Origin of the sequence: Streptomyces sp. NBC_01723 (assembly GCF_036246005.1) — a bacterium.
Classification (GTDB): Bacteria; Actinomycetota; Actinomycetes; order Streptomycetales; family Streptomycetaceae; genus Streptomyces.
This window is the reverse complement of the sequence record NZ_CP109171.1, coordinates 5,815,946-5,837,252: the sequence shown is the minus strand read 5'-3', so window position 1 is coordinate 5,837,252 and position 21,307 is coordinate 5,815,946. Positions and strand designations below refer to the sequence as shown.

At 71.5% G+C, this 21,307-nt stretch carries 18 protein-coding genes; 4 read left to right on the top strand and 14 right to left on the bottom strand.

Annotation, left to right across the window (positions count from 1 at the left end; all coding sequences use genetic code 11):
• Positions 1 to 46: 46 nt before the first annotated feature.
• Both nusA and rimP read right to left on the bottom strand, forming a co-directional pair.
• The gene (gene nusA / locus OIE75_RS27135; RefSeq protein WP_307015398.1) at positions 47 to 1,069 is read right to left on the bottom strand and encodes a transcription termination factor NusA; all 1,023 of its coding nucleotides are present in this window, start codon (positions 1,067 to 1,069) and stop codon (positions 47 to 49) included.
• 2 nt (positions 1,070 to 1,071) lie between these two features.
• On the bottom strand, positions 1,072 to 1,602 hold the full coding sequence (gene rimP, locus OIE75_RS27130; RefSeq protein ID WP_307015397.1) for a ribosome maturation factor RimP: 531 nt from the start codon (positions 1,600 to 1,602) through the stop codon (positions 1,072 to 1,074).
• A 263-nt stretch (positions 1,603 to 1,865) separates the two neighbouring features.
• On the opposite strand from rimP, the gene OIE75_RS27125 reads away from it, so the two are divergent.
• From OIE75_RS27125 to OIE75_RS27115, 3 genes are read left to right on the top strand one after another with little or no spacing between them, the layout of a single operon-like run.
• Positions 1,866 to 2,423, top strand: a complete 558-nt coding sequence (locus OIE75_RS27125; protein ID WP_307015396.1) for a hypothetical protein — start codon at positions 1,866 to 1,868, stop codon at positions 2,421 to 2,423.
• Positions 2,424 to 2,425: 2 nt separating this feature from the next.
• Positions 2,426 to 2,917, top strand: coding sequence for a ferritin-like domain-containing protein (locus OIE75_RS27120; protein ID WP_161331256.1), 492 nt, complete (start codon positions 2,426 to 2,428; stop codon positions 2,915 to 2,917).
• A gap of 39 nt (positions 2,918 to 2,956) precedes the next feature.
• Complete coding sequence (locus OIE75_RS27115; RefSeq protein WP_307015394.1) at positions 2,957 to 3,883, top strand: aminoglycoside phosphotransferase family protein; 927 nt, start codon at positions 2,957 to 2,959, stop codon at positions 3,881 to 3,883.
• 324 nt (positions 3,884 to 4,207) lie between these two features.
• Here OIE75_RS27115 and OIE75_RS27110 read toward each other — a convergent pair whose 3' ends face one another.
• The 7 genes from OIE75_RS27110 to OIE75_RS27080 all read right to left on the bottom strand — a co-directional run bounded on the left by OIE75_RS27110 (position 4,208) and on the right by OIE75_RS27080 (position 13,490).
• A complete protein-coding gene (locus OIE75_RS27110; protein WP_329472357.1) occupies positions 4,208 to 5,911 on the bottom strand; it encodes a proline--tRNA ligase in 1,704 nt (567 codons plus the stop codon).
• A gap of 73 nt (positions 5,912 to 5,984) precedes the next feature.
• Complete coding sequence (locus tag OIE75_RS27105; RefSeq protein ID WP_329472356.1) at positions 5,985 to 6,515, bottom strand: GNAT family N-acetyltransferase; 531 nt, start codon at positions 6,513 to 6,515, stop codon at positions 5,985 to 5,987.
• Positions 6,516 to 6,545: 30 nt separating this feature from the next.
• Positions 6,546 to 7,394, bottom strand: coding sequence for a GNAT family N-acetyltransferase (locus OIE75_RS27100; RefSeq protein ID WP_307015391.1), 849 nt, complete (start codon positions 7,392 to 7,394; stop codon positions 6,546 to 6,548).
• Positions 7,395 to 7,491: 97 nt separating this feature from the next.
• On the bottom strand, positions 7,492 to 8,649 hold the full coding sequence (gene ispG, locus OIE75_RS27095) for a flavodoxin-dependent (E)-4-hydroxy-3-methylbut-2-enyl-diphosphate synthase (RefSeq protein WP_125495191.1): 1,158 nt from the start codon (positions 8,647 to 8,649) through the stop codon (positions 7,492 to 7,494).
• A 217-nt stretch (positions 8,650 to 8,866) separates the two neighbouring features.
• Positions 8,867 to 10,159 (bottom strand): M50 family metallopeptidase, encoded by a 1,293-nt coding sequence (locus tag OIE75_RS27090; RefSeq protein ID WP_307018157.1) that lies wholly within the window; start codon positions 10,157 to 10,159, stop codon positions 8,867 to 8,869.
• An 8-nt stretch (positions 10,160 to 10,167) separates the two neighbouring features.
• Positions 10,168 to 11,424: a 1-deoxy-D-xylulose-5-phosphate reductoisomerase gene (gene dxr / locus OIE75_RS27085; RefSeq protein WP_307015390.1), complete on the bottom strand. Its 1,257-nt coding sequence runs from the start codon at positions 11,422 to 11,424 to the stop codon at positions 10,168 to 10,170.
• Positions 11,425 to 11,543: 119 nt separating this feature from the next.
• Positions 11,544 to 13,490, bottom strand: a complete 1,947-nt coding sequence (locus OIE75_RS27080) for an acyl-CoA dehydrogenase family protein (RefSeq protein WP_329472355.1) — start codon at positions 13,488 to 13,490, stop codon at positions 11,544 to 11,546.
• Between the two features lie 289 nt (positions 13,491 to 13,779).
• Here OIE75_RS27080 and OIE75_RS27075 point away from each other — a divergent pair, with 289 nt between their 5' ends.
• Positions 13,780 to 14,793: a LacI family DNA-binding transcriptional regulator gene (locus OIE75_RS27075; protein WP_122615118.1), complete on the top strand. Its 1,014-nt coding sequence runs from the start codon at positions 13,780 to 13,782 to the stop codon at positions 14,791 to 14,793.
• 39 nt (positions 14,794 to 14,832) lie between these two features.
• Here OIE75_RS27075 and OIE75_RS27070 read toward each other — a convergent pair whose 3' ends face one another.
• Genes OIE75_RS27070 through OIE75_RS27050 form a run of 5 tightly spaced genes read right to left on the bottom strand, consistent with a single transcriptional unit; the run spans position 14,833 to position 21,260 of the window.
• On the bottom strand, positions 14,833 to 15,540 hold the full coding sequence (locus OIE75_RS27070) for a glycoside hydrolase family 12 protein (RefSeq protein ID WP_307015388.1): 708 nt from the start codon (positions 15,538 to 15,540) through the stop codon (positions 14,833 to 14,835).
• A 40-nt stretch (positions 15,541 to 15,580) separates the two neighbouring features.
• On the bottom strand, positions 15,581 to 17,557 hold the full coding sequence (locus OIE75_RS27065) for a beta-galactosidase (protein ID WP_329472354.1): 1,977 nt from the start codon (positions 17,555 to 17,557) through the stop codon (positions 15,581 to 15,583).
• Positions 17,557 to 18,510 carry a carbohydrate ABC transporter permease gene (locus OIE75_RS27060; protein ID WP_443078392.1) on the bottom strand — a complete coding sequence of 318 codons (954 nt, stop codon included), beginning with the start codon at positions 18,508 to 18,510 and terminating at the stop codon, positions 17,557 to 17,559. Before OIE75_RS27060 ends, OIE75_RS27065 begins: the two co-directional genes overlap by 1 nt.
• Positions 18,507 to 19,547, bottom strand: coding sequence for an ABC transporter permease (locus tag OIE75_RS27055; protein ID WP_329472353.1), 1,041 nt, complete (start codon positions 19,545 to 19,547; stop codon positions 18,507 to 18,509). Before OIE75_RS27055 ends, OIE75_RS27060 begins: the two co-directional genes overlap by 4 nt.
• 27 nt (positions 19,548 to 19,574) lie before the next feature.
• Positions 19,575 to 21,260, bottom strand: coding sequence for an extracellular solute-binding protein (locus OIE75_RS27050; protein WP_329472352.1), 1,686 nt, complete (start codon positions 21,258 to 21,260; stop codon positions 19,575 to 19,577).
• Positions 21,261 to 21,307: the final 47 nt, after the last annotated feature.

Below are 21,307 nucleotides of genomic sequence, written 5' to 3'. Positions count from 1 at the left end.
TGCCGCACGCAAAGCTGACGTGATCTCAGCGCCGTACGGCTTGGATCTATTCCCCGTGCTCGCCCGAGGGCTGCTCGGAGGGCTGTCCGGACGGCTGCTCGGTGTCCGGGCGGATGTCGATGCGCCAGCCGGTCAGCCGGGCCGCGAGGCGGGCGTTCTGGCCCTCCTTGCCGATGGCCAGCGACAGCTGGTAGTCCGGCACGATCACCCGCGCGGAGCGGGCGGCCAGGTCCACGACCTCCACCTTGGAGACGCGGGCCGGGGAGAGAGCGTTCGCCACCATGTCGGCCGGGTCGTCCGACCAGTCGACGATGTCGATCTTCTCGCCGTTCAGCTCCCCCATGACGTTGCGCACCCGGCCGCCCATGGGGCCGATGCAGGCGCCCTTGGCGTTCAGGCCCGAGCGGGTCGAGCGGACGGCGATCTTGGTGCGGTGGCCGGCCTCGCGGGCGATCGCGGAGATCTCGACGGACCCGTCGGCGATCTCCGGCACCTCCAGGGCGAAGAGCTTCTTCACCAGGTTGGGGTGGGTGCGGGACAGCGTCACGGAGGGACCGCGCACGCCCTTGGCCACCCGGACCACGTAGGACCGCAGCCGCATGCCGTGCGGGTAGGTCTCGCCGGGCACCTGCTCCTGCACCGGCAGGATGGCCTCCAGCTTGCCGATGTCGACCAGCACGTTCTTCGGGTCGCGGCCCTGCTGGACCACGCCGGTGACGATGTCGCCCTCGCGGCCGGCGTACTCGCCGAGCGTCGCGTCGTCCTCGGCGTCGCGCAGCCGCTGCAGGATGACCTGCTTGGCGGTGGTGGCGGCGATGCGGCCGAAGTCGGACGGGGTGTCGTCGAACTCGCGGGCCGCCTGGCCCTCTTCGAGGTCGTCGGGGTCCTCCTTCGCCCACACGGTCACGTGTCCGGTGTCCCGCTTGAGTTCCACGCGCGCGTGCCGGCGGCTTCCCTCGGTGCGGTGATAGGCGATGAGGAGGGCCGACTCGATCGCTTCGACCAGCAGGTCGAAGGAGATCTCCTTCTCCCGTACCAAGCCCCGCAGGGCGCTCATGTCGATGTCCACGGCTACGCCTCCTCTTCCGTCGTGTCGCTGTTCTGGGTGTGATCGGTGTTCTGGGTGTCCTTGCGGTTGAACTCGACCTGGACGCGTGCCTTGTCGATGTCACCGAAGGCGAGTCTGCGGGTGGTGGCCTTGCGGCCCTTGACGCCGGGCACCTCGAGGTCGATTCCGTCCTCGTCCACGGCGACGATGCGGGCGACCAGCTCGCCGCCCTCGTGCAGCTGGAAGCGGACCAGGCGGTCCGTGGCGCGCACGTAGTGGCGGTGCTCGGTCAGGGAGCGCTCCGCGCCCGGGGTGCCCACTTCGAGGGTGTACTCCGCGTCGCCCATCGCGTCGGTCTCGTCCAGCTTCGCCGAGAGCACGCGGCTCGCATCGGCGATCCGGTCCAGGTCGGCACCGGTGTCGGAGTCGACGACCACTCTCAGCACACGCTTGCGGCCGACCGAGTCCACCGCGATCTCCTCGAGGTCCAGTCCCTGGGAGGCGACGAGCGGCTCAAGCAGCTCTCGCAGCCTCTCGCTCTGGGTGGTGCTCATCCGGGTGACTCCTCGGCCGCGTGTGCTGTTGTGGGATGGGGCGCGTGTCTGGTCAAAGGGTATCGGGTCCCGGGGGGTGTTGCCGTCCACCCCGGCTCGGCGGTGCCGATGACCGGCGCCCGGCCGGGGCCCGGGTACCGTGATCACGGGCCGGCCGCACCGTGGGTCGCCGCCGCGTCGCCGGTCGCTCTGCCCGTCGCTGTGTCCGTCGCTGTCCGTCGCTTTGCCGCCGCTTCCGTACGAGCTTGTCGAGGACGTCTGCCGTGTCGTGTTCCGCATCGCCGCGCCCGCCGTCGGGGCCGCGCAGAAGGAGTCTGCTCGTGTCGGCCGCCGGGGCCGCCGGGGCCGTCCTGCTCGTCGGGTGCTCCGGCGACCCGGAGGCCGGGGAACCGGCCGCCGAACGGTCCGCGGCCGACGCGGCACGCGCGCGTGCGGGCCGGGACAGCGAGGCGCTGGCCGCGCGGTACGCGGCGGTGATCGCCGCTCATCCGGGGCTGGCGGAGCGGTTGCGTCCGCTGCGGGAGGAGGTCCTGCGGCACGTGGGGGCGTTCGGTGCGGGTCGGGCGGCCTCGCCGGGGGCGTCGGCGTCGTCGGGGGCCTCGCCTTCGGTGTCCGCGCGGGCTGCCGGTCCGGGGGACGACGTCGGGCGGGTGCCGGCGGACGAGAAGGACGCGGTGGCCCTGTTGGCCGGTGCCGAGCGGAAGCTGGCCGACCGGCGGGCGGAGGCGCTGCTGGAGGTGCCGGGTGAGCTGGCGCGGCTGCTGGCGTCGGTGGCGGCGGCCGGGGCGGCGCACGTGTATCTACTGACGGACGGAGGGTGACGGTGAGCGAGGCGGAGGACCGGGAGCTGGACGCCCTCCAGGCGGCGCTTTCGGCCGAACACGCGGCCGTGTACGGCTACGGGGTCGTCGGCGGGCGGATCGGTGAGGAACGGCGCGGCGAGGCGCGGACCGCGTATGACGCGCACCGGGCACGGCGGGACGCGCTGGTGCGCGACGTGCGGGGCCTGGGCGGGCGGCCGGTGGCCGCGTCCGCCGGATACGCGCTGCCCTTCTCCGTGCCGGACGCGGCCGCCGCGGTGCGACTGGCCGGCGAGCTGGAGGAGCGGCTCGCCGGGGTCTACTCCGACCTGGTGCGGGCGGCCGAGGGCGACCGGCGGGCCGCTGCCGCCGGGGCTCTGCGGGAGGCCGCGGTCCGGGCGGCGCGGTGGCGGGGCGGGAGCGTAGCCTTCCCTGGGCTCGCGGAGCGGACCGGCACGTCGTCGGCGCGCACCTCGGCTCCCGATGCCTCGGCTTCGGCCACACCGACTGGGTAACGCGTACGGCTGCACGTACGGGAAGGGAACGGCTCGCGCATGGCTTTCGAAGCGCCGCGGCGGCTGGTCAGGGCGCTCGGCGAGACGGCACCTGGCGGCGACGACTGGCTGGCGCGGCTGCCGGAGGCGGCGGAGCGGGCGGTGGCGCTGCGCGGGCTGAGCGCCGAGCGGGTGCAGGTGCCCGGTGGGCGGAGCAGCCTCGTGGTCCTCGTGCGGGATGCCGACGGGACGCCGGCGGTGCTGAAGCTGGCGCCGCGGCGGGCGCGTCCGGAGAGTGAGCGGGCCGCGCTGGCGCACTGGGGTGGGCTGGGGGCGGTTCAGCTGCGCGAGGAGGCCGCTGTCGACGAGGCCGCTGTCGGGGAGGGCGGCGAGGGGGTGCTGCTGCTGGAGCGGCTGCATCCGGATGTGTCGGTGCGGTCGTTGCCGGAGGCGAAGGCGTTGCTGGAGGCGGCGGGGGCGCTGCGGCGGCTGTGGGTCGAGCCGCCGGACGGTCACCCCTTCGAGACGGTGGCCGAGCGGACCGGGCGGCAGGCGGAGGCCATGCGGGCGGGGGCGGCGGCGGACCCCGAGGTGGCGCCGCTGGTCGACGCGGCGCTCGGGTCCCGGGAGGAGTTGCTGGCGGGGCCGCCTCCGGCGCGGCTGCTGCACGGGACGTTTCGGCAGAGCAAGGTGCTGGCCGGGGATCGGATGCCCTGGCTGGCGGTGGGGCCGGATCCGGTGGTGGGCGAGAGTGCGTTCGACCTGGCACGGCTGGTGCGGGATCGGGTCGAGGACCTGATCGCGCAGCCCTCGGGGGCCTCGACCACCCGGCGTCGTGTGAAGCGGCTCGCGGAGTCGCTGGAGGTCGATCAGGAGCGGCTGCGGGGGTGGACGCTGTTCCGCGCGGTCGAGTCGGGGGTGCGGGCTCGGCGGGTGGGTCGGGAGAAGGACGCGGAGCTGTTGTTGGAGTTCGCGGGCTGGCTGTGAGGTGGGGGGCGTGCGGGTGCCTGCGGCGGCCTGAGCGGGTTGGGCGGGGGTGCGCGTGGCGCGGTGCGTTGCGTTGTGGGACGGGGTCGCGCCGGGGAGGTGTCCGTCCTCGGAACGGCGCGAATCGGTCGGCCACAGAAGCGACGCTCGTTGACGCGCCAACCGCTGCGGGCGGACACCCCCCGACACGACCACTTCTCGCCGTACGCGGCTCTCCCGCGTAGCTGCGGGCCCCCGTGCCGCCGGGGCGGCACGGGGGCGCGGCGGCACCCGGCAAGCGCCGGACCGCGACACCCACCCCCGCGCCCGCACCCCCGGCAGGGGTCAGCTGGTGAGGCGGGTGATGGCCTCGTCGACCGTCAGTTCCTCGCGTGCGCCCGTGCGGCGGTCCTTGAGTTCCAGGACGCCGTCGGCCGAGCGGCGGCCGGCGACCAGGATCTGGGGGACGCCGATGAGTTCCGAGTCGGTGAACTTGACGCCCGGGGAGACGCCCGCCCGGTCGTCCACCAGGACGCGTACGCCGGCCGCGGCCAGCTTGTCGGAGACTTCGAGGGCCAGTTCGGTCTGGAGGGCCTTGCCGGCCGCGACGACGTGGACGTCGGCCGGGGCGACCTCCTTGGACCAGACGAGGCCCCTGTCGTCGGCGTGCTGCTCGGCGAGGGCCGCGACGGCGCGGGAGACGCCGATGCCGTAGGAGCCCATCGTGACGCGGGCCGGCTTGCCGTTCTGGCCGAGGACGTCGAGCTTGAGGGCGTCGGCGTACTTGCGGCCCAGCTGGAAGATGTGGCCGATCTCGATGGCGCGGTCCAGCTTGAGGCCGGTGCCGCAGTTCGGGCAGGGGTCGCCCTCCCGGACGACCACGACGTCGACGTAGGTGTCGACCTCGAAGTCGCGGCCCGCCACGACGTTCTTGGCGTGGGTGTCGGCCTTGTTGGCGCCCGTGATCCATGCGGTGCCGGGCGCGACGCGGGGGTCGGCGATGTACTTGACCTTGTCGCCCAGGCCCTGCGGGCCCACGTAGCCGCGGACCAGGTCGGGGCGGCCGACGAAGTCCTCCGCGGTGACCAGTTCGACGGCGGCGGGGGCGAAGTGCGCCTCCACCTTGTCCATGTCGACCTCGCGGTCGCCGGGGACGCCCACGGCCACGATCTCGCCGTCCACCTTGACCAGGAGGTTCTTCAGCGTGGCGGAGGCCTCGACGCCGAGGGAGGCGGCGAGGGTCTCGATGGTGGGGGTGTCGGGGGTGGGGATGTCCTCGGCGGCGGGTACGGAGGCCGCGTCCACCGGCTTGAGGGTGTACGTGATCGCTTCCGTGTTGGCGGCGAAGTCGCAGTTCGGGCAGTCGGCGAAGGTGTCCTCGCCGGCCTGCGCGGGGGCCAGGAACTCCTCGGACTTCGAGCCGCCCATCGCGCCCGCGGTGGCCGCGCAGATGCGGTAGTCCAGGCCGAGGCGCTCGAAGATGCGCTGGTAGGCGGCGCGGTGCAGGGCGTAGGACTCGGCCAGGCCCTCGTCGGCGACGTCGAAGGAGTAGGAGTCCTTCATCAGGAACTCGCGGCCGCGCAGGATGCCGGCCCGGGGGCGGGCCTCGTCGCGGTACTTGTTCTGGATCTGGTAGAGGATGACCGGCAGGTCCTTGTAGGAGGACGCCTGGTCCTTCACCAGGAGGGTGAAGATCTCCTCGTGGGTCGGGCCGAGGAGGTAGTCGCCGCCCTTGCGGTCCTGGAGGCGGAACAGCTCGGGGCCGTACTCCTCCCAGCGGCCGGTGGCCTCGTACGGCTCGCGCGGCAGCAGGGCGGGGAGCTGGACCTCCTGGGCGCCGATGGCGTCCATCTCCTCGCGGACGATGCGCTCGATGTTGCCGAGGACCTTCTTGCCGAGCGGCAGCCAGCTCCAGAGGCCGGCGGCGGTGCGGCGCACGTAGCCGGCGCGGACCAGCAGCTTGTGGCTGAGGACCTCGGCGTCCGCCGGGTCGTCGCGCAGCGTCTTCGCCATCAACTTCGACATGCGCTGGACCGGTGCGTTGGCCATGGATCTCGTGTCTCCTGCTGCGTAAGGGTGGTGCTAGGAGGTTAGCCGGGTGGTCCTGCCCGGTGGAAATCGGTTATCGCCTGTGCAGCGGGAGCGGGGCCCCCATCACCGCGTACGGCTTGGGGGCGCTCGGGAAGAGGACCTGGCGGGCCAGGTCCTGGTAGCCGAGGGAGCGGTAGAGGCCGCGGGCGGGGCTCTCGGTGTCGATGGCGGAGAGGATCGAGCGGGGTTCCGTGGCGCTGTCGGTGATCGTGGTGATCAGGGTGCGGCCCGCGCCGCGGTTCTGGTGGGCCGGGTGGACGTGGAGTTCGGTGATGACGAAGGAGTCGTCGAGCCAGTCGTCCGTGCCCTGGGCGCGGAGGTAGGGCTCGACCACGGTGGACCACCAGTGGGTGCGGTCGTTGGGCATGCCGTAGACGAACCCGACGAGGTCGCCGCCGACGGTGGCCCCGAGGGCCCGGGCGCCCGGGTGGGTCATGTGGCGCAGGACGATCTGGCGGCGGACGGCGACCTCGTCGGGGCCGAGTCCGAACGCCGCGGCTTGCACGGCCAGGGCCTCGTCCACGTGCGAGGAGAGGTCCAGTGGGCCGATCACGAGGTCCATGGCGGGGAGCCTACAGCCCTGTCGCGGGGCTCAGAACAGCACGCTCATGAAGGCGCCGACCTCTCGGAAGCCCACCCGGAGGTACGTCCGTCGTGCCGCGGTGTTGAAGTCGTTGACGTACAGGCTCGCCACCGGGGCCACGTCCGCGAGGGCGTAGCGCAGGACCGCCGCCATGCCCGGTGCCGCCAGGCCCTTGCCCCGGTACTCGGGGGCCACCCACACGCCCTGGATCTGGCAGGCGCGGTCGGTGGCGGCGCCGATCTCGGCCTTGAAGACGACCTTGCCGTCCGCGTCGAAGCGGGCGAACGAGCGGCCGGAGCCGACGAGTTCGGCGACCCGGGCCTGGTAGAGCAGGCCGCCGTCGCCGGCCAGCGGGGAGATGCCGACCTCCTCGGTGAACATCGCCACGCAGGCCGGCATGACCCGGTCCAGCTCGTCCTTGCGTACGCGGCGGACGTAGGGGTCGGGGACGATGTCCCCTGGCATGCGGTCGGTGACCATGAGGGGCTGGCGGGTGCGGACCTCGCGGGCGGGGCCCCAGCCGGGTTCGAGCAGCCGCCACAGCTGGGCGGTCTGGTCGGCGGGGCCGACGATCGAGGAGCAGCGGCGGCCGGCCCGGCGGGCGCGGTCGGCGAAGGCGCGGACGGCGCGTTCGTTGGCGCAGATGGGGACCAGGTTGGCGCCCGCGTAGCACAGGGACGTCAGCATGCCGTGCTCGTACCAGCCCCACATCTCCCCGCCGAGGCGCCACGGGTCGAGTCCGGCGATGTTCACCCGGGCGGCGACGAAGGCGTTCGCGACCGGCTCGCTGTCGAGGATGGCGAGCGCGGCGTCCAGGTCGCTCGGTTCGAGCACGCGGGAGGTGGTCTGCGTCAACACGTGCGGGGGCCTCACCCTGAGATCTGCTGGTCCCCGCACTGTACCTGCCACGCATTTGCCGCGCCGCCCTCCGGGCGACGCGGCCGGAGCGGGAGGGTCAGCCCGCGATCGAGACGGAGGGTTCGCCGGAGGTCACGCCGTCCTTCTCCATCTGCTCGGCGATCTTCATGGCCTCCTCGATGAGGGTCTCCACGATCTTCGACTCGGGGACGGTCTTGATGACCTCGCCCTTGACGAAGATCTGGCCCTTGCCGTTGCCGGAGGCGACGCCGAGGTCGGCCTCGCGGGCCTCGCCGGGGCCGTTGACGACGCAGCCCATGACGGCGACGCGGAGCGGGACCTCCATGCCGTCGAGCCCGGCGGTGACCTCTTCGGCGAGCTTGTAGACGTCGACCTGGGCGCGGCCGCAGGACGGGCAGGAGACGATCTCCAGGCCGCGCTGGCGCAGGTTGAGCGACTCCAGGATCTGGATGCCGACCTTGATCTCCTCGACCGGCGGGGCGGAGAGGGAGACGCGGATGGTGTCGCCGATGCCCTGGGAGAGCAGCGCGCCGAAGGCGACCGCCGACTTGATGGTGCCCTGGAAGGCTGGGCCGGCCTCGGTCACGCCGAGATGCAGCGGGTAGTCGCACTGGGCGGCGAGCTGGCGGTAGGCCTCGACCATCACGACCGGGTCGTTGTGCTTGACGGAGATCTTGATGTCGCGGAAGTCGTGCTCCTCGAAGAGGGACGCCTCCCACAGCGCGGACTCGGCGAGCGCCTCGGGGGTGGCCTTGCCGTACTTCTGGAGCAGGCGGCGGTCCAGGGAGCCCGCGTTCACGCCGATGCGGATCGGGGTGCCGTGGTCCTTCGCGGCCTTGGCGATCTCCTTGACCTTGTCGTCGAACTGCTTGATGTTGCCCGGGTTGACGCGGACCGCCGCGCAGCCCGCCTCGATCGCCGCGAACACGTACTTGGGCTGGAAGTGGATGTCGGCGATCACCGGGATCTGCGACTTCCGCGCGATCACCGGGAGCGCGTCCGCGTCGTCCTGGGTCGGGCAGGCCACCCGGACGATCTGGCAGCCGGACGCGGTCAGCTCGGCGATCTGCTGGAGCGTCGCGCCGATGTCCGACGTACGGGTCGTGGTCATGGACTGCACCGACACGGGGGCGTCGCCGCCCACCGCCACGGCGCCGACCTGGATCTGCCGGCTCTTGCGGCGCTCCGCGAGCCTGGTCGGAACGTCCGGCATGCCGAGAGAAATGGCAGTCATCTGCTGTGCAACCCCAAGTCGTGGATCAAGGTCCGGCCCCGTTCTGCGGCGGGCTCCGGCAATCGAGATTACGGCACGCGCATGAACGCCGGGGACACGGTGCGCGGGAGATGCACCCGTTGGCGTCCATCTGCCGGACGAACGGAGTGAAGCCCGACCCGGAGGGACAGGCTCTCCGGATCGGGCTTCTCATCGGATCGTTCGGATTGTGCCGATATCAGGAGATTCGCACGGGATTGACGACGTCCGCCACCAGCACCAGCAGCGTGAAGCAGACGAAGATGCCCGCCACCACGTAGGCCACCGGCATCAGCTTGGCGACGTCGAAGGGGCCCGGGTCGGGCCTGCGCAGCACCTTGGCCGCGGCCCGGCGCAGCGACTCCCACAGCGCGCCCGCGATGTGGCCGCCGTCGAGCGGCAGCAGCGGGAGCATGTTGAAGAGGAACAGGGAGAGGTTGAAGCCGGCCACCAGCATGACGAACATGGCCAGCTGCTGGGTGGGCGGGATGTCCAGGGTGGCGATCTCACCGCCGACCCGGGCGGCGCCCACCACGCCCATCGGTGAGTCGGCCTCGCGGGGTCCGTCCCCGAAGGCGGCGTCCCACAGGGCGGGGATCTTGGCGGGCAGGGCCGCGAGGGAGTCGACGGCGTCGCCGATCCGGTCGCCCATCCAGGTCACGGACTGGCCGAAGTCCTGCTTCACCACGCCGGTGGCGGCGCTGAAGCCGAGGAAGCCGGCGGTGACGTACTCGCCCTCGACGATCTGGCCGTTCGCGTCCTTCTTGGCGACCTGGTTGGTGGCGATGGTCGCGTTCAGGGTGATCTCCTCACCCTTGCGCTCGACGACGACCGGCACCTGCTCGCCGGGGTTGGCGCGGATCAGGTTGGACAGCTTGTCCCAGTCGTCGGTCCGTACGCCGTCGAAGGAGAGGATCTTGTCGCCGGCCCGGAGGCCTGCCGCCGCGGCCGGGGAGGCGGGGTCGGACTTGGTGCAGTCGTCGCGGTTCTCCGTCTGTGAGATGACGCACTGGGAGACGGAGCTGACGGTGGTGGTCTGCTGCGAGATGCCGAAGCCCATCAGGACGGTGAGGAACAGCACCACCGCCAGGATGAGGTTCATGAACGGGCCCGCGAACATCACGATGACCCGTTTCCACGGCTTGCGCGTGTAGAACAGGCGCTTGTCGTCGCCGGGCTGGAGCTCCTCGAAGGCGGCCGAGCGGGCGTCCTCGATCATCCCGCGCCACGGCGAGGTGGAGCGGGCCTCCATGCGGCCGTCGGCACCGGGCGGGAACATGCCGATCATGCGGATGTAGCCGCCGAACGGGATGGCCTTGACGCCGTACTCGGTCTCGCCCTTCTTCCGCGAGAAGATCGTCGGTCCGAAGCCGACCATGTACTGCGGCACCCGGATGCCGAAGAGCTTGGCCGTGGAGAGGTGGCCCAGCTCGTGCCAGGCGATGGAGAACAGCAGGCCGACGGCGAAGAGGACTATGCCGAGGATGAACATCAGGGTCGTCATGCACGGGCCTCCGCCGTCTGTGCCGCCAGTTGCCGGGCCCGGGCGCGTGCCCAGGTCTCCGCTTCGAGGACGTCCGCGACGGTGAGCGAGGTTCCCGTACGAGGGGTGCCGTGCTCCTCGACCACCCGCGTGACGGTCTCCATGATCCCGAGGAACGGCAGCGCGCCGGAGCGGAACGCCTCGACGCACTCCTCGTTGGCGGCATTGAACACCGCCGGGGCCGTGCCCGCGAGCTGTCCGACGTGCCGGGCCAGGTTCACCGAGGGGAAGGCCTCGTTGTCCAGGGGGAAGAACTCCCAGGTGGAGGCCTTGCTCCAGTCGAAGCTGGGGGCGGCGTCGGGGACGCGTTCGGGCCAGCCCAGGCCGATGGCGATGGGCCCGCCCATGTCGGGGGGCGTCGCCTGGGCCAGGGTCGATCCGTCCGTGAACTCAACCATCGAGTGGACATACGACTGCGGGTGCACGACCACCTCAATGCGGTCGAAGGGAATGTCGTAGAGGAGGTGCGCCTCGATCACCTCCAGGCCCTTGTTGACCAGGGTGGCGGAGTTGATCGTGATCACCGGGCCCATCGCCCAGGTGGGGTGGGCGAGGGCGTCGTCGACGGTGACGCGGGCCAGCTGGTCCCTGGTCCGGCCGCGGAAGGGGCCGCCGGACGCGGTGACGACGAGCTTGCGTACGTCGGCGCGGGTGCCGGCGGCCAGGGCCTGGAAGAGGGCGGCGTGCTCGGAGTCGACCGGGATGATCTGCCCCGGCTTGGCAAGGGCCTTGACCAGCGGGCCGCCGACGATGAGCGATTCCTTGTTGGCCAGCGCGAGGGTGTGGCCGGCCTCCAGGGCGGCGAGGGTCGGAGCGAGTCCGATGGAGCCGGTGATGCCGTTGAGGACGGTGTGGCAGTCGGAGGCGGCCAGCCGGGTCGCCGCGTCCGGTCCCGCGAGGATCTCGGGGAGCGGCTCCCGCCCGCCGTACCGAGCACCCAGTGCCTCGCGCAGCGCGGGGACGACGTCCTCGCGGGCGACGGCGACGGTCCGCGGCCTCAGCCGGTGCGCCTGCTCGGCGAGGAGGTCGACCCGGCCGCCGTTGGCGGACAGGCCCGTGACCCGGAAGCGGTCCGGGTTGCGCAGCACGAGGTCGATGGCCTGGGTCCCGATCGACCCGGTGGACCCGAGGATCACCACGTCCTTCGGGCCGTCGCCCGCCACCGGGTCGTAGACGAGGTGGGGGTCGGCGAGTGGGGCTGGACTGTCGCTCATCCCCCCATTGTGGCCGCAACGGCCCTCAGCGAGGACAGCGCGTCCCTCGCACGGGTGTCGCGGGGAGGGCGTGCCGGGCGGCGGCCCCGGCCACAGGGCCGGGACCGCGGCTGGCACGCTCAGGGGATGGGGCGGTGGACGTTCTCCCGCTGGGAGGCTCCCGGGGTCGCGTCCGCGATCCAGGGGCCGTCTCCCGACGGGTCGACGATGCCCTGCTCGAGCCACTCGTACGCGCCGCCCAGCACGCCCTTGACGACCTTGTGGTCCAGGTCGTCGGTGTTGGTCCAGAGGCGGCCGAAGAGTTCCTCGACGCGGATCCGGGCCTGGCGGCAGAAGGCGTCGGCGAGCTGGTAGGCCTCGCGGCCGTGGTCGTCGGTGGCGCGCAGGTGTTCGGCGCGGACGCAGGCGGCGCTCATCGCGAACAGCTCCGCGCCGATGTCGACGATCCGTCCCAGGAAGCCCTGCTTGGTCTCCATCCGGCCCTGCCAGCGGGACATGGCGTAGAAGGTGGAGCGGGCCAGTTTGCGGGCGGCGCGTTCGACGTAGCGCAGGTGGGCGGCGAGGTCGGGGTGGCCGGAGGGATGGAAGTCGGCGTAGGAGCGCGGGAGTTGGCCCGGCCCCGCGACGAGCTTGGGCAGCCACTTGGCGTAGAAGGCGCCGGCCTGCGCGCCCGCCTTCGCCTTGTCGGCCAGGGTCTTGTCGGGGTCGATCAGGTCGCCGGCGACCGAGAGGTGGGCGTCGACGGCCTCCCGCGCGATCAGCAGGTGCATGATCTCGGTGGAGCCCTCGAAGATGCGGTTGATGCGCAGGTCGCGCAGGATCTGCTCGGCGGGCACGGCCCGCTCGCCCCGCGCCTCCAGGGAGGCCGCGGTCTCGAAGCCGCGGCCGCCGCGGATCTGGACCAGTTCGTCGGCCATCAGACAGGCCATCTCGGAGCCGTAGAGCTTGGCTAGGGCGGCCTCGATGCGGATGTCGTTGCGGTCCTCGTCGGCCATCTGGGAGGAGAGGTCGAGGACCGCCTCCAGGGCGAAGGTGGTGGCCGCGATGAACGAGATCTTCGAGCCGACCGCCTCGTGCAGCGCGACCGGCTTGCCCCACTGCTCACGCACCGCCGACCATTCGCGGGCGATCTTCAGGCACCACTTGCCGGCGCCGACGCACATGGCGGGCAGCGAGAGGCGGCCGGTGTTGAGGGTGGTGAGGGCGATCTTGAGGCCGGCGCCCTCGGGGCCGATGCGGTTGGCGGCGGGGACGCGCACCTGGTGGAAGCGGGTGACGCCGTTCTCCAGGCCGCGCAGGCCCATGAAGGCGTTGCGGTTCTCGACCGTGACGCCGTCGGAGGCGGCCTCCACGACGAAGGCGGTGATGCCGCCCTTGTGGCCCTCGGACTTCGGGACGCGGGCCATCACGACGAGCAGGTCGGCGACGACGCCGTTGGTCGTCCACAGCTTCACGCCGTCGAGGACGTACTCGTCGCCGTCCGGAACGGCGGTGGTGGCGAGCCGGGCCGGGTCGGAGCCGACGTCCGGCTCGGTCAGCAGGAACGCCGAGATGTCGGTGCGGGCGCAGCGCGGCAGGAACGCGTCCTTCTGCTCCTGGGTGCCGAACATCTTCAGCGGCTGGGGCACGCCGATCGACTGGTGGGCGGAGAGCAGCGCGCCGATCGCCGGGTTCGCGGATCCGACCAGGGCGAGGGCCTTGTTGTAGTAGACCTGGGTCAGGCCGAGACCGCCGTACTTGGTGTCGATCTTCATGCCGAAGGCGCCCAGCTCCTTCAGCCCCGTGATCACCTGGTCCGGGATGCGCGCGTCGCGCTCGATCACGGATCCGTCGATCTTCGTCTCGCAGAAGTCGCGCAGCTTGGCGAGGAACTCCTCGCCGCGCTGGACGTCGTCGTCGGCCGGCAACGGGTGGGGGTGGATGAGGTCGAGGCGGAAGCGGCCGAGGAACAGCTCCTTGGCGAAGCTGGGCTTGCGCCAGTCCTGTTCGCGGGCCGCCTCGGCGACCTGGCGGGCCTCACGCTCGGTGACCGTGGGCCGGGAGGAGGGGGTGGTTGCTGCGGACATGAGGCTCACCTCAACGATTCGTCCTGCGCGAACTTGCGGACGTACGTTACTAGTCGGTGCTACCCGATCGTATGTACCCGATACCGGGCCACCCCACCACCCTTCGTGCGGCCGTTCGGCCGATGCCGCGGCGGGTTGTGCGGAGCGGAGAATCGGCGGAGTACGCTGTCGAAGCGCTTCGACAGGCTATGGACACCCGTCCGCCCCGAAGCTACTGTCGAACCACCCTCGTCCGCCCCATATCAACCCCGCGCGCTGTCGAAGCGCTTCACAACGCTTGGAGAGCTGGATGGTCACCCTCGCCGAGGTCGCCCAGCACGCCGGAGTCTCCGCGAGCACGGTGAGCTACGTCCTCAGCGGCAAGCGGTCCATCTCCACCACCACCCGGCAGCGGGTCGAGGAGAGCATCCGCACGCTCGGCTACCACCCGAATGCCGGCGCCCGCGCCCTGGCCAGCAGCAGGTCGAACATCATCGCGCTCATGATCCCACTGCGCAGGGACATGTACGTGCCGGTGATGATGGAGATCGCCATCGCCGTCGCCACGACCGCGCGCACCCACGGGTACGACGTCCTGCTGCTCACCGGTGAGGAGGGCCCCGACGCGGTGCGCCGCGTCACGGGCAGCGGGCTGGCCGACGCGATGATCGTGATGGACGTCGAGCTGGACGACGAACGGCTGCCGCTGCTGCGGGGCACCGACCGGCCGTCGGTGCTGATCGGTCTGCCGGCCGACACCGACGGGCTGACCTGCGTCGACCTCGACTTCCGGGCGACCGGCGCGCTGTGCGTGGAGCATCTGGCGGGGCTGGGCCACCGCGACATCGCCGTCATCGGCGAGGCCCCCGCGGTCTACGAACGGCACACCGGCTTCGCCGAACGCACCCTCGACGGGCTGCGCGGCGGGGCCCGGGAGCTGGGCCTGCGGCTGCTGCACCGGCCCTGCGAGGGCGGGTACGACGCGATGGCCGCGACCCTCGCCCGGGTCTTCGACGAGCGTCCGGACACCACGGGCTTCGTCGTCCAGAACGAGTCGGCCGTCGAGCCGCTGCTCTCCCTGCTGCGCCAGCAGGGCCGGGCCGTCCCCGAGGACGTGTCGGTGGTCGCGGTCTGCCCGGAGCAGGTCGCCACCCATGCCTCGGTGCGGCTCACCTCGGTCGCCCTGCCCGCGCAGGAGATGGGCCGGCAGGCCGTGGAGCAGCTGATCGCCAAGCTCGACGGACGCGGGAGCGACGAGGTCGTGCTGCTCGCGCCGGAGCTGACCGTCCGGGCCAGCTCGGGACCGGCGCCCGCGCGGTCGTGAGCGCGGGGCCGGCCCCCGGGCCGGGGTGCGTGCGGTGGGTCAGCCGCCGCTGACCGTCAGGTTGTTGGTGGTGAAGTCGAGGCCGCCGGCGGACGAGGTGATCTCGTAGCCGAACTGCACGTCACCGATGGTCTCGTCGCCCATCCAGCCCTTGGTGTCCTTGATCCACTTCAGGATCGGCAGGATGTCGACCGTACCGGAGCTGGAGTCCGAGGTGCGCAGGAACGAGAAGACCTCGTTGGCGCCGTTGCTGCCCTTGTAGACGTTCCAGGAGTGGCCGCCGAGCGTGACGGAACCCTGTGGGCTGCCGAGCGGGCCGACGGCTCCGTGGTGGTTGACCCAGAGCATGATCTCGTAGTCGTAGTCCGTGTCCCAGATGTCGTACGACGTGTTGTACGCGCCGGACGCCGGGACCGTGACGTCGTAGCTGCTGCGGAGCGAGCCGAGGGAGGTGATCGGCTTGTTGATCACCTTCTTGGCGTTCGGGTAGGACTTGATGCCGCCCGTGTTCGGGTGGTCGGCCCAGGTGCCCCAGTTGGTGCCGGAGTTGGCCCAGACGCACTGGGCGCCGGCGCCGGAGCCCCAGATGTTGTTGTAGAGGATGTAGCCGTCCAGGGTGGTGTTGCCCCACTGGTCGCACGAGTTCCAGACGGCGGCCTGGGCGGGGGCGGAGGCCAGACCGAGGGTGGCGCCCAGGGCGAGGGCCGGGGCGAGGAGGGCTTTCAGAGTGCGGGTGCGTAGTGCCATGGGGTTCCTTCCATGGGTGGGGGGAGTGCACGGGTGGCGCTCATGAAGCGGGTTCGGTGAGGACGGCCGCGCCGTGGCGGCCGAGGGTGACGCGGTCGGTGACGGTGGCGTCGGTCAGCAGGTCGCGGTGGGTGCCGGGGACGGCGACGGTGACGGGGTCGCGGCCGTGGTGGAGGAGGAAGAGCAGGCCGCCGCGGCGCACCGCCTCGACGTCGGCCGGGAGTCCGTCGAGCGCCGGCCGGACGCCGGCGTCGGCGGCGATCCGGGCGAGCAGGTCGCGCAGGGCGTCCGGTTCGGGGAGGGTCGAGAGGTACCAGGCGCCGCCCTTGCGCAGGACGGCCGGACGTCCGTCCAGCTCACCGCCCCGATACGGGATCACCTCGTCGGCGGTGCCGTCCGGTTCGATCTCCTCCGACCACAGGACGCCCCCGAAGCCGTCGCAGTCGGCGCGCTCGTCCTCCTCCAGGGGCCACCACTCGTGCAGGGTGCGGATGCCGAACAGCTCGCGCAGCCGGGCGTCCATGCCGCCGGGCCTGACCCGGTCGTCCCGGTCGGCGACGCCGGTGAGGAAACCGCAGACGAGGGTGGAGCCGCGGCGGACGTGGGCGAGGAGGTTGTCGACCGCGGTGTCGGTGAGCGCGTACAGCTGGGGGACGAGGACCACCTTGTACGGGGTCAGGTCGTGGTCGGGGTGGGCGAAGTCGGCGGTGAGGTGGGCCCGCCACAGCGCGCGGTGCCAGGCGCGCAGGACGTCGGCGTGGTCGACGCGGGCGGAGGGGCGGGCCTCCTGGTCGGAGGCCCACCAGGAGTGCCAGTCGTGCAGGACGGCGAGGTCGGCGGTGACGCGGGTGCCGGCGGCGTGCGGGCCGAGCTTCGCGAGGTCGGCGCCCAACCGCACGACCTCCTCGTACGTGCGGCCCCGCGGGCCCGCGTGGGAGACCATCCCGGAGTGGAACTTCTCGGCGCCCTGTCTCGACTGGCGCCACTGGAAGTAGCAGACGGCGTCCGCGCCCCGGGCCACGGCCTGCAAGGACCACAGGCGGTTCAGGCCGCGGGGCTTGGGGTGGTTCACACCGCGCCAGTTGACCGGGCCCGCCGCCTGCTCCATGAGCATCCACGGGCCGCGCGCCTGGGAGCGGGTCAGGTCCTGGACGAGGGCGCCCTCCTGCGCGCCGTACGGATCGCGCGGGTCGGGGTAGAGGTCGACGGAGACGACGTCCTCCTCCTCGGCCCAGCGCCAGGCGTCCTGGCCGGACCAGAGCGGCATGAAGTTGGTGGTGACCGGGAGGTGCGGGGTGTGGCGGCGGACGATGTCGCGCTCGGCGACGAAGCACTCCAGGAGCATGTCGGAGGTGAACCGCCGGAAGTCCAGGACCTGCGCGGGGTTCCTCAGGTAGTGGGTGCGGCGGGGCGGCATGACTTCGGCCCAGTCGCCGTAACCCTGGCTCCAGAAGGCCGTGCCCCAGGCGGTGTTGAGGGCGTCGAGGGTGTCGTACCGGTCCTGGAGCCAGCGGCGGAACCGGGTGGCGGCCTCGTCGCCGTGGTCATGGGTGCAGTACTCGTTGTTGATGTGCCACATGGTGAGGGCGGGATGGCTCGCGTAGCGCGCGGCCAGGGCCTCGGTGATGGCGGCGGCCCGCCGGCGGTACGTGGCGCTGGAGTGCGAGAAGTGCTGCCGGCCGCCCCACCACTCGGTGCGGCCGTCCGCGTCGCGGGGCAGGGTGTCGGGGTGCAGGTGGCCGAGCCACGGCGGGGGTGAGGCGGTGGGGGTGGCGAGGACGACGCCGATGCCGCCCGCGTGCAGCAGGTCCATGACCCGGTCCAGCCAGGCGAAGTCGTGTGCGCCGGGCCGGGGTTCGAGCCGCGCCCAGGAGAAGACGCCGACGGTGACGGTGTTGACGCCGGCGGTTCTCATCAGGCGGACGTCCTCGGGCCAGGTCTCCTCCGGCCACTGCTCGGGGTTGTAGTCGCCGCCGTAGAGGATGCGGTGCCGGGTCACGTCCGAGAGGTCCGGCATCAGCCCTTCACCGCCCCCGTGAGCATGCCCTTCCTGAAGTGGCGCTGGACGAACGGGGACAGGACGGCGACCGGCAGCAGGGCCATGACCATCACGGCCATCTGCACGGCGAGGCCGGAGAGTTCGCCGGTCTTGATGGCCTGGCCGAGGCCGACCGGCGCCTCCTGCTTCTGGACCAGCTGGATCATGACGTTCTGGAGGGGCAGCATGTCCTGGTCGTTCAGGTACAGGGAGGCGTTGAACCAGGCGCTCCAGTAGCCGACCGCGTAGAACAGCGTGATCACCGCGACGACCGCGCGGGACAGCGGCAGCACGATCCGCCACAGGATGCGCAGGTCGCCCGCGCCGTCGATGCGGGCGCTGTCGATCAGTTCCGGGGAGATGCCCATGAAGAAGCCGCGCAGCACCAGGATGTTGAAGACGCTGATGGCGCTGGGCAGGATCAGGGCGAGGTAGCTGTCCATCAGGCCGAGGGACTGCACCAGCAGGTAGGTGGGGATGAGGCCGGCGCTGAAGAACATCGTGGCCAGCAGCAGCATGAGGATCCAGCGGTGGCCGAGGGAGCCGCTGCGGGAGAGTCCGTAGGCGCACAGCACGGACACCGCCATGGAGAACAGGGTGCCGACGAGCGTGACGCCGACGCTGACGATCGCCGCCCGGGTGACCTGGCCGCCGCTGAGCAGTTCCTGGTAGGCGACGAAGGTGACGTCCTTGGGGATCATCACCAGGCCGCCGGCCTCGTCGATGGTCCTGCGGGTGGACAGGCTGGTGACGACGACGATCCAGAGCGGGAACAGGATCCCCAGGCAGGCCAGGAGCAGCACCAGCCCCTTGCCCGCGAGTCCGGCGCGGCTGGGCTGCTCCTCCCACACCGGGCGGGGCGGGGCCGTCCACCGGCCGGGCGTGCGCGCGGGCCTCGGGGGCTTCGCGGGTCTGTCGATGAAGGCGGTCACTTCTTGTACACCCCCTGCTCGCCCATCACATGGGCCACCTTGTTCGCGGCCAGGACCAGGCCGAGGCTGATGACGCCCTTGACGAGGCCGGCGGCGGCCGCGTAGCCGAAGTCCTGGTTGCGTACGCCGTTCCACCACACGAAGGTGTCCAGGACCTCGGCGGCGCCCGGCCCCACGGCGCCGCGCTGCAGGAGGATCTGTTCGAAGCCGACGGTCAGGGCGTCACCGACGCGGAGCACCAGCAGCAGGGCGATGACCGGCCGCAGGGCGGGCAGGGTGACGTGCCACATGCGGCGCCAACGGCCCGCGCCGTCCATCGCCGCCGCCTCGTACAGGTCGGGACTGACCGACGCCAGGGCGGCGAGGAAGACGATGATCCCCCAGCCGGCGTCCTTCCACACGCTCTGCGCGGTGATCAGGAACTTGAAGGTCTCCGGGTCGGTCATGATGTCGAGCCCGTCGTACCCGTGCGCCCGCAGCAGCTGGGAGAGGAGCCCCGCGCCGCCGAGCAGCTGCTGGAAGACGGCGACGACCAGCACCCACGAGAAGAAGTGCGGCAGATAGAGGATGGCCTGCGAGATCGCGCGCACCCGGGGCCGGACCACGCTGTTGATGAGCAGCGCGAGCAGGATGGGGATCGGGAAGTACAGGACGAGCTGGAGGACGAAGAGGACCAGCGTGTTGCGCACCGCGTTCCAGAAGGCGGAGTCCTGGAAGATCCGCTGGAAGTTCTCCAGCCCCACCCACGGGCTGTGCAGGATGGAGACGACGCCGTTGTCGCTGAGGTAGGGGTCGTACTCCTGGAAGGCGACGACGTTGCCGAGGATCGGTACGTAGTTGAAGAGCAGCACCAGCAGGACGGCCGGCAGGGTCATCAGCAGCAGGACGCGGTCGCGGCGCAGCCTGAGCCGCAGGCCGAGCTTCCCGCCGGGCGGTCTCCCCCGGGGCCCGGGGCCACCGCGGTGCGCCGCCGGGGGGTTCTCCTTCACTTCTGCTTCGGCCTCGGTGTCGGTCCGAGGCACCGTGCTGTGCGACACGGCGGTTCTCCTTGCCTCGGTACCTGGTCAGCCGGCCGCGGGTCCGTTCTCGTCGAGGATCTTCCGGTACCAGTCGCGGAGCTTGTCGCCGCCCTTGCTCTTCCAGTCGGCGACGGCCTGCTGCATGTCGCCGATCTTCTTGCGGCCGCGGACGACGTCGTCCTCCAGCTGCTCGAAGTCGTTGGCGAGGTTGGTGTAGCGGGCGGGTTCGGTGATCTGCATGCCGTAGAACGCGGGCTTCTTCGTGACGGCGCCCATTCGCTGCTGCCACTCGACCTGCCCGCGGGCCACCTCGGGGAAGTCGGGGTGGGCGATGGTCGCGGCGGGACTCGCCACCATCACGAAGGCGTTCAGCACGTCGATGTTGCCCTGGTCGGTCTTGGTGGGCACGCCGTCCTTCACGGTGTAGTGGGTGCCCTCCACGCCGTAGTTGGTCGCCATGTACTCCTTGGTGCCGTACGGCGCCGCGGTGACGTTGGCGACGGCCAGCACGTCGCGGATCACGGACTCGGAGGCCTTCTTGCTGACGAAGGCGAAGATGCTCGCCGGGTTCTGCGCCCACAGCGTGGGGGCGCCGCCGTCGTGCCCGAAGATGTCCATGCCCCAGATCTCGAACTCCGGGTTCTGCGTGGCCTGTTCGGCAGTGCGGCTCCACCACTGGGAGGCGTCCTGGTTGTAGACCAGGAACTCGCCGGCGGCGAACTTGGGGCCGGGGTCGGCGGCGTTGCTCTTGCCCAGCCTGGCGTCGGGGTGCACGACACCGGCGGCGAAGAGCTTGCGGGTCCACTCCAGCGCTTCGAGGTACTCGTCGGTCTCGATGCGGTACACGAGCTTGCCGTCGACCTCGTTCCAGCCGAGGGACTTCTCGTTGCCGGAGAGCACCCCGAAGGCGTTGAAGGCGGTCCACTTCATGTCCAGGCAGGCCCAGCGCTTGGCCTTCGCACTGGTGGCGTCCTTGGCCAGCGCCATGAACTCGTCGCAGGAGCGCGGGACTTCGTAGCCCTCCTTCTCGAAGACGTCCCGCCGGTACAGCGGAACGATGGCGGTCACGTAGGAGGAGGGCATCGGCAGGCCGCGGAGCTTGTCGCCGAAGATCGAGCGCCGCCAGGCGTCGGTCGGGATCGCGGCGAGGTTCGGGTACGCCTTGACCGCGTCGCCGGAGAGGTGGGGGCCGAGGTCGGCGAACTTGCCGATGATGGCGCTGGGAATCCTGCCGGTCATGTTCCAGCCGGGCACGACCACCACGTCGGGCACCTCGCTGGAGGCGAGGACCGCGCCGAGCTTCTGGTCGTAGGTGTTGCCGTCCTGGTTCTGCCAGGCCACGTCGACGCCGACGAGGTCGTTCATCGCCCGGTAGTAGGCGTTGTCCTCCTTGGGCGGTGACCCCCAGAACGGGGACATGACGGTGACCCGGCCGCCCTTGCCGAGCTTCTCGGGCACCGAGGTCTTCAGCTCCGCGAGGTCCAGCTTGCCGGTGAAGCCGACCGCGGAGCCGTTCTTGCTGGGGATGTCGGGGGTGACCACGCCGGCCGCCACGTACGCCGGCAGCAGCTTGTCGGCGTCCTTGCCCGACGTGGTGCCGTCGCGCGAGCCTCCGTCGGATCCCCCGCAGGCGGAGAGAAGCGGCACCCCTCCGGCCACCGCTGCGGTGGCGACCGCCGTGGAGGCGAGGAAACTTCTCCGGCTGGGACCGGAGGCGGCGTTCGGCGTCATTTGCGTCAACCCTTCGTGGCGCACCGGGACACGCGGCGGTGGCCGTC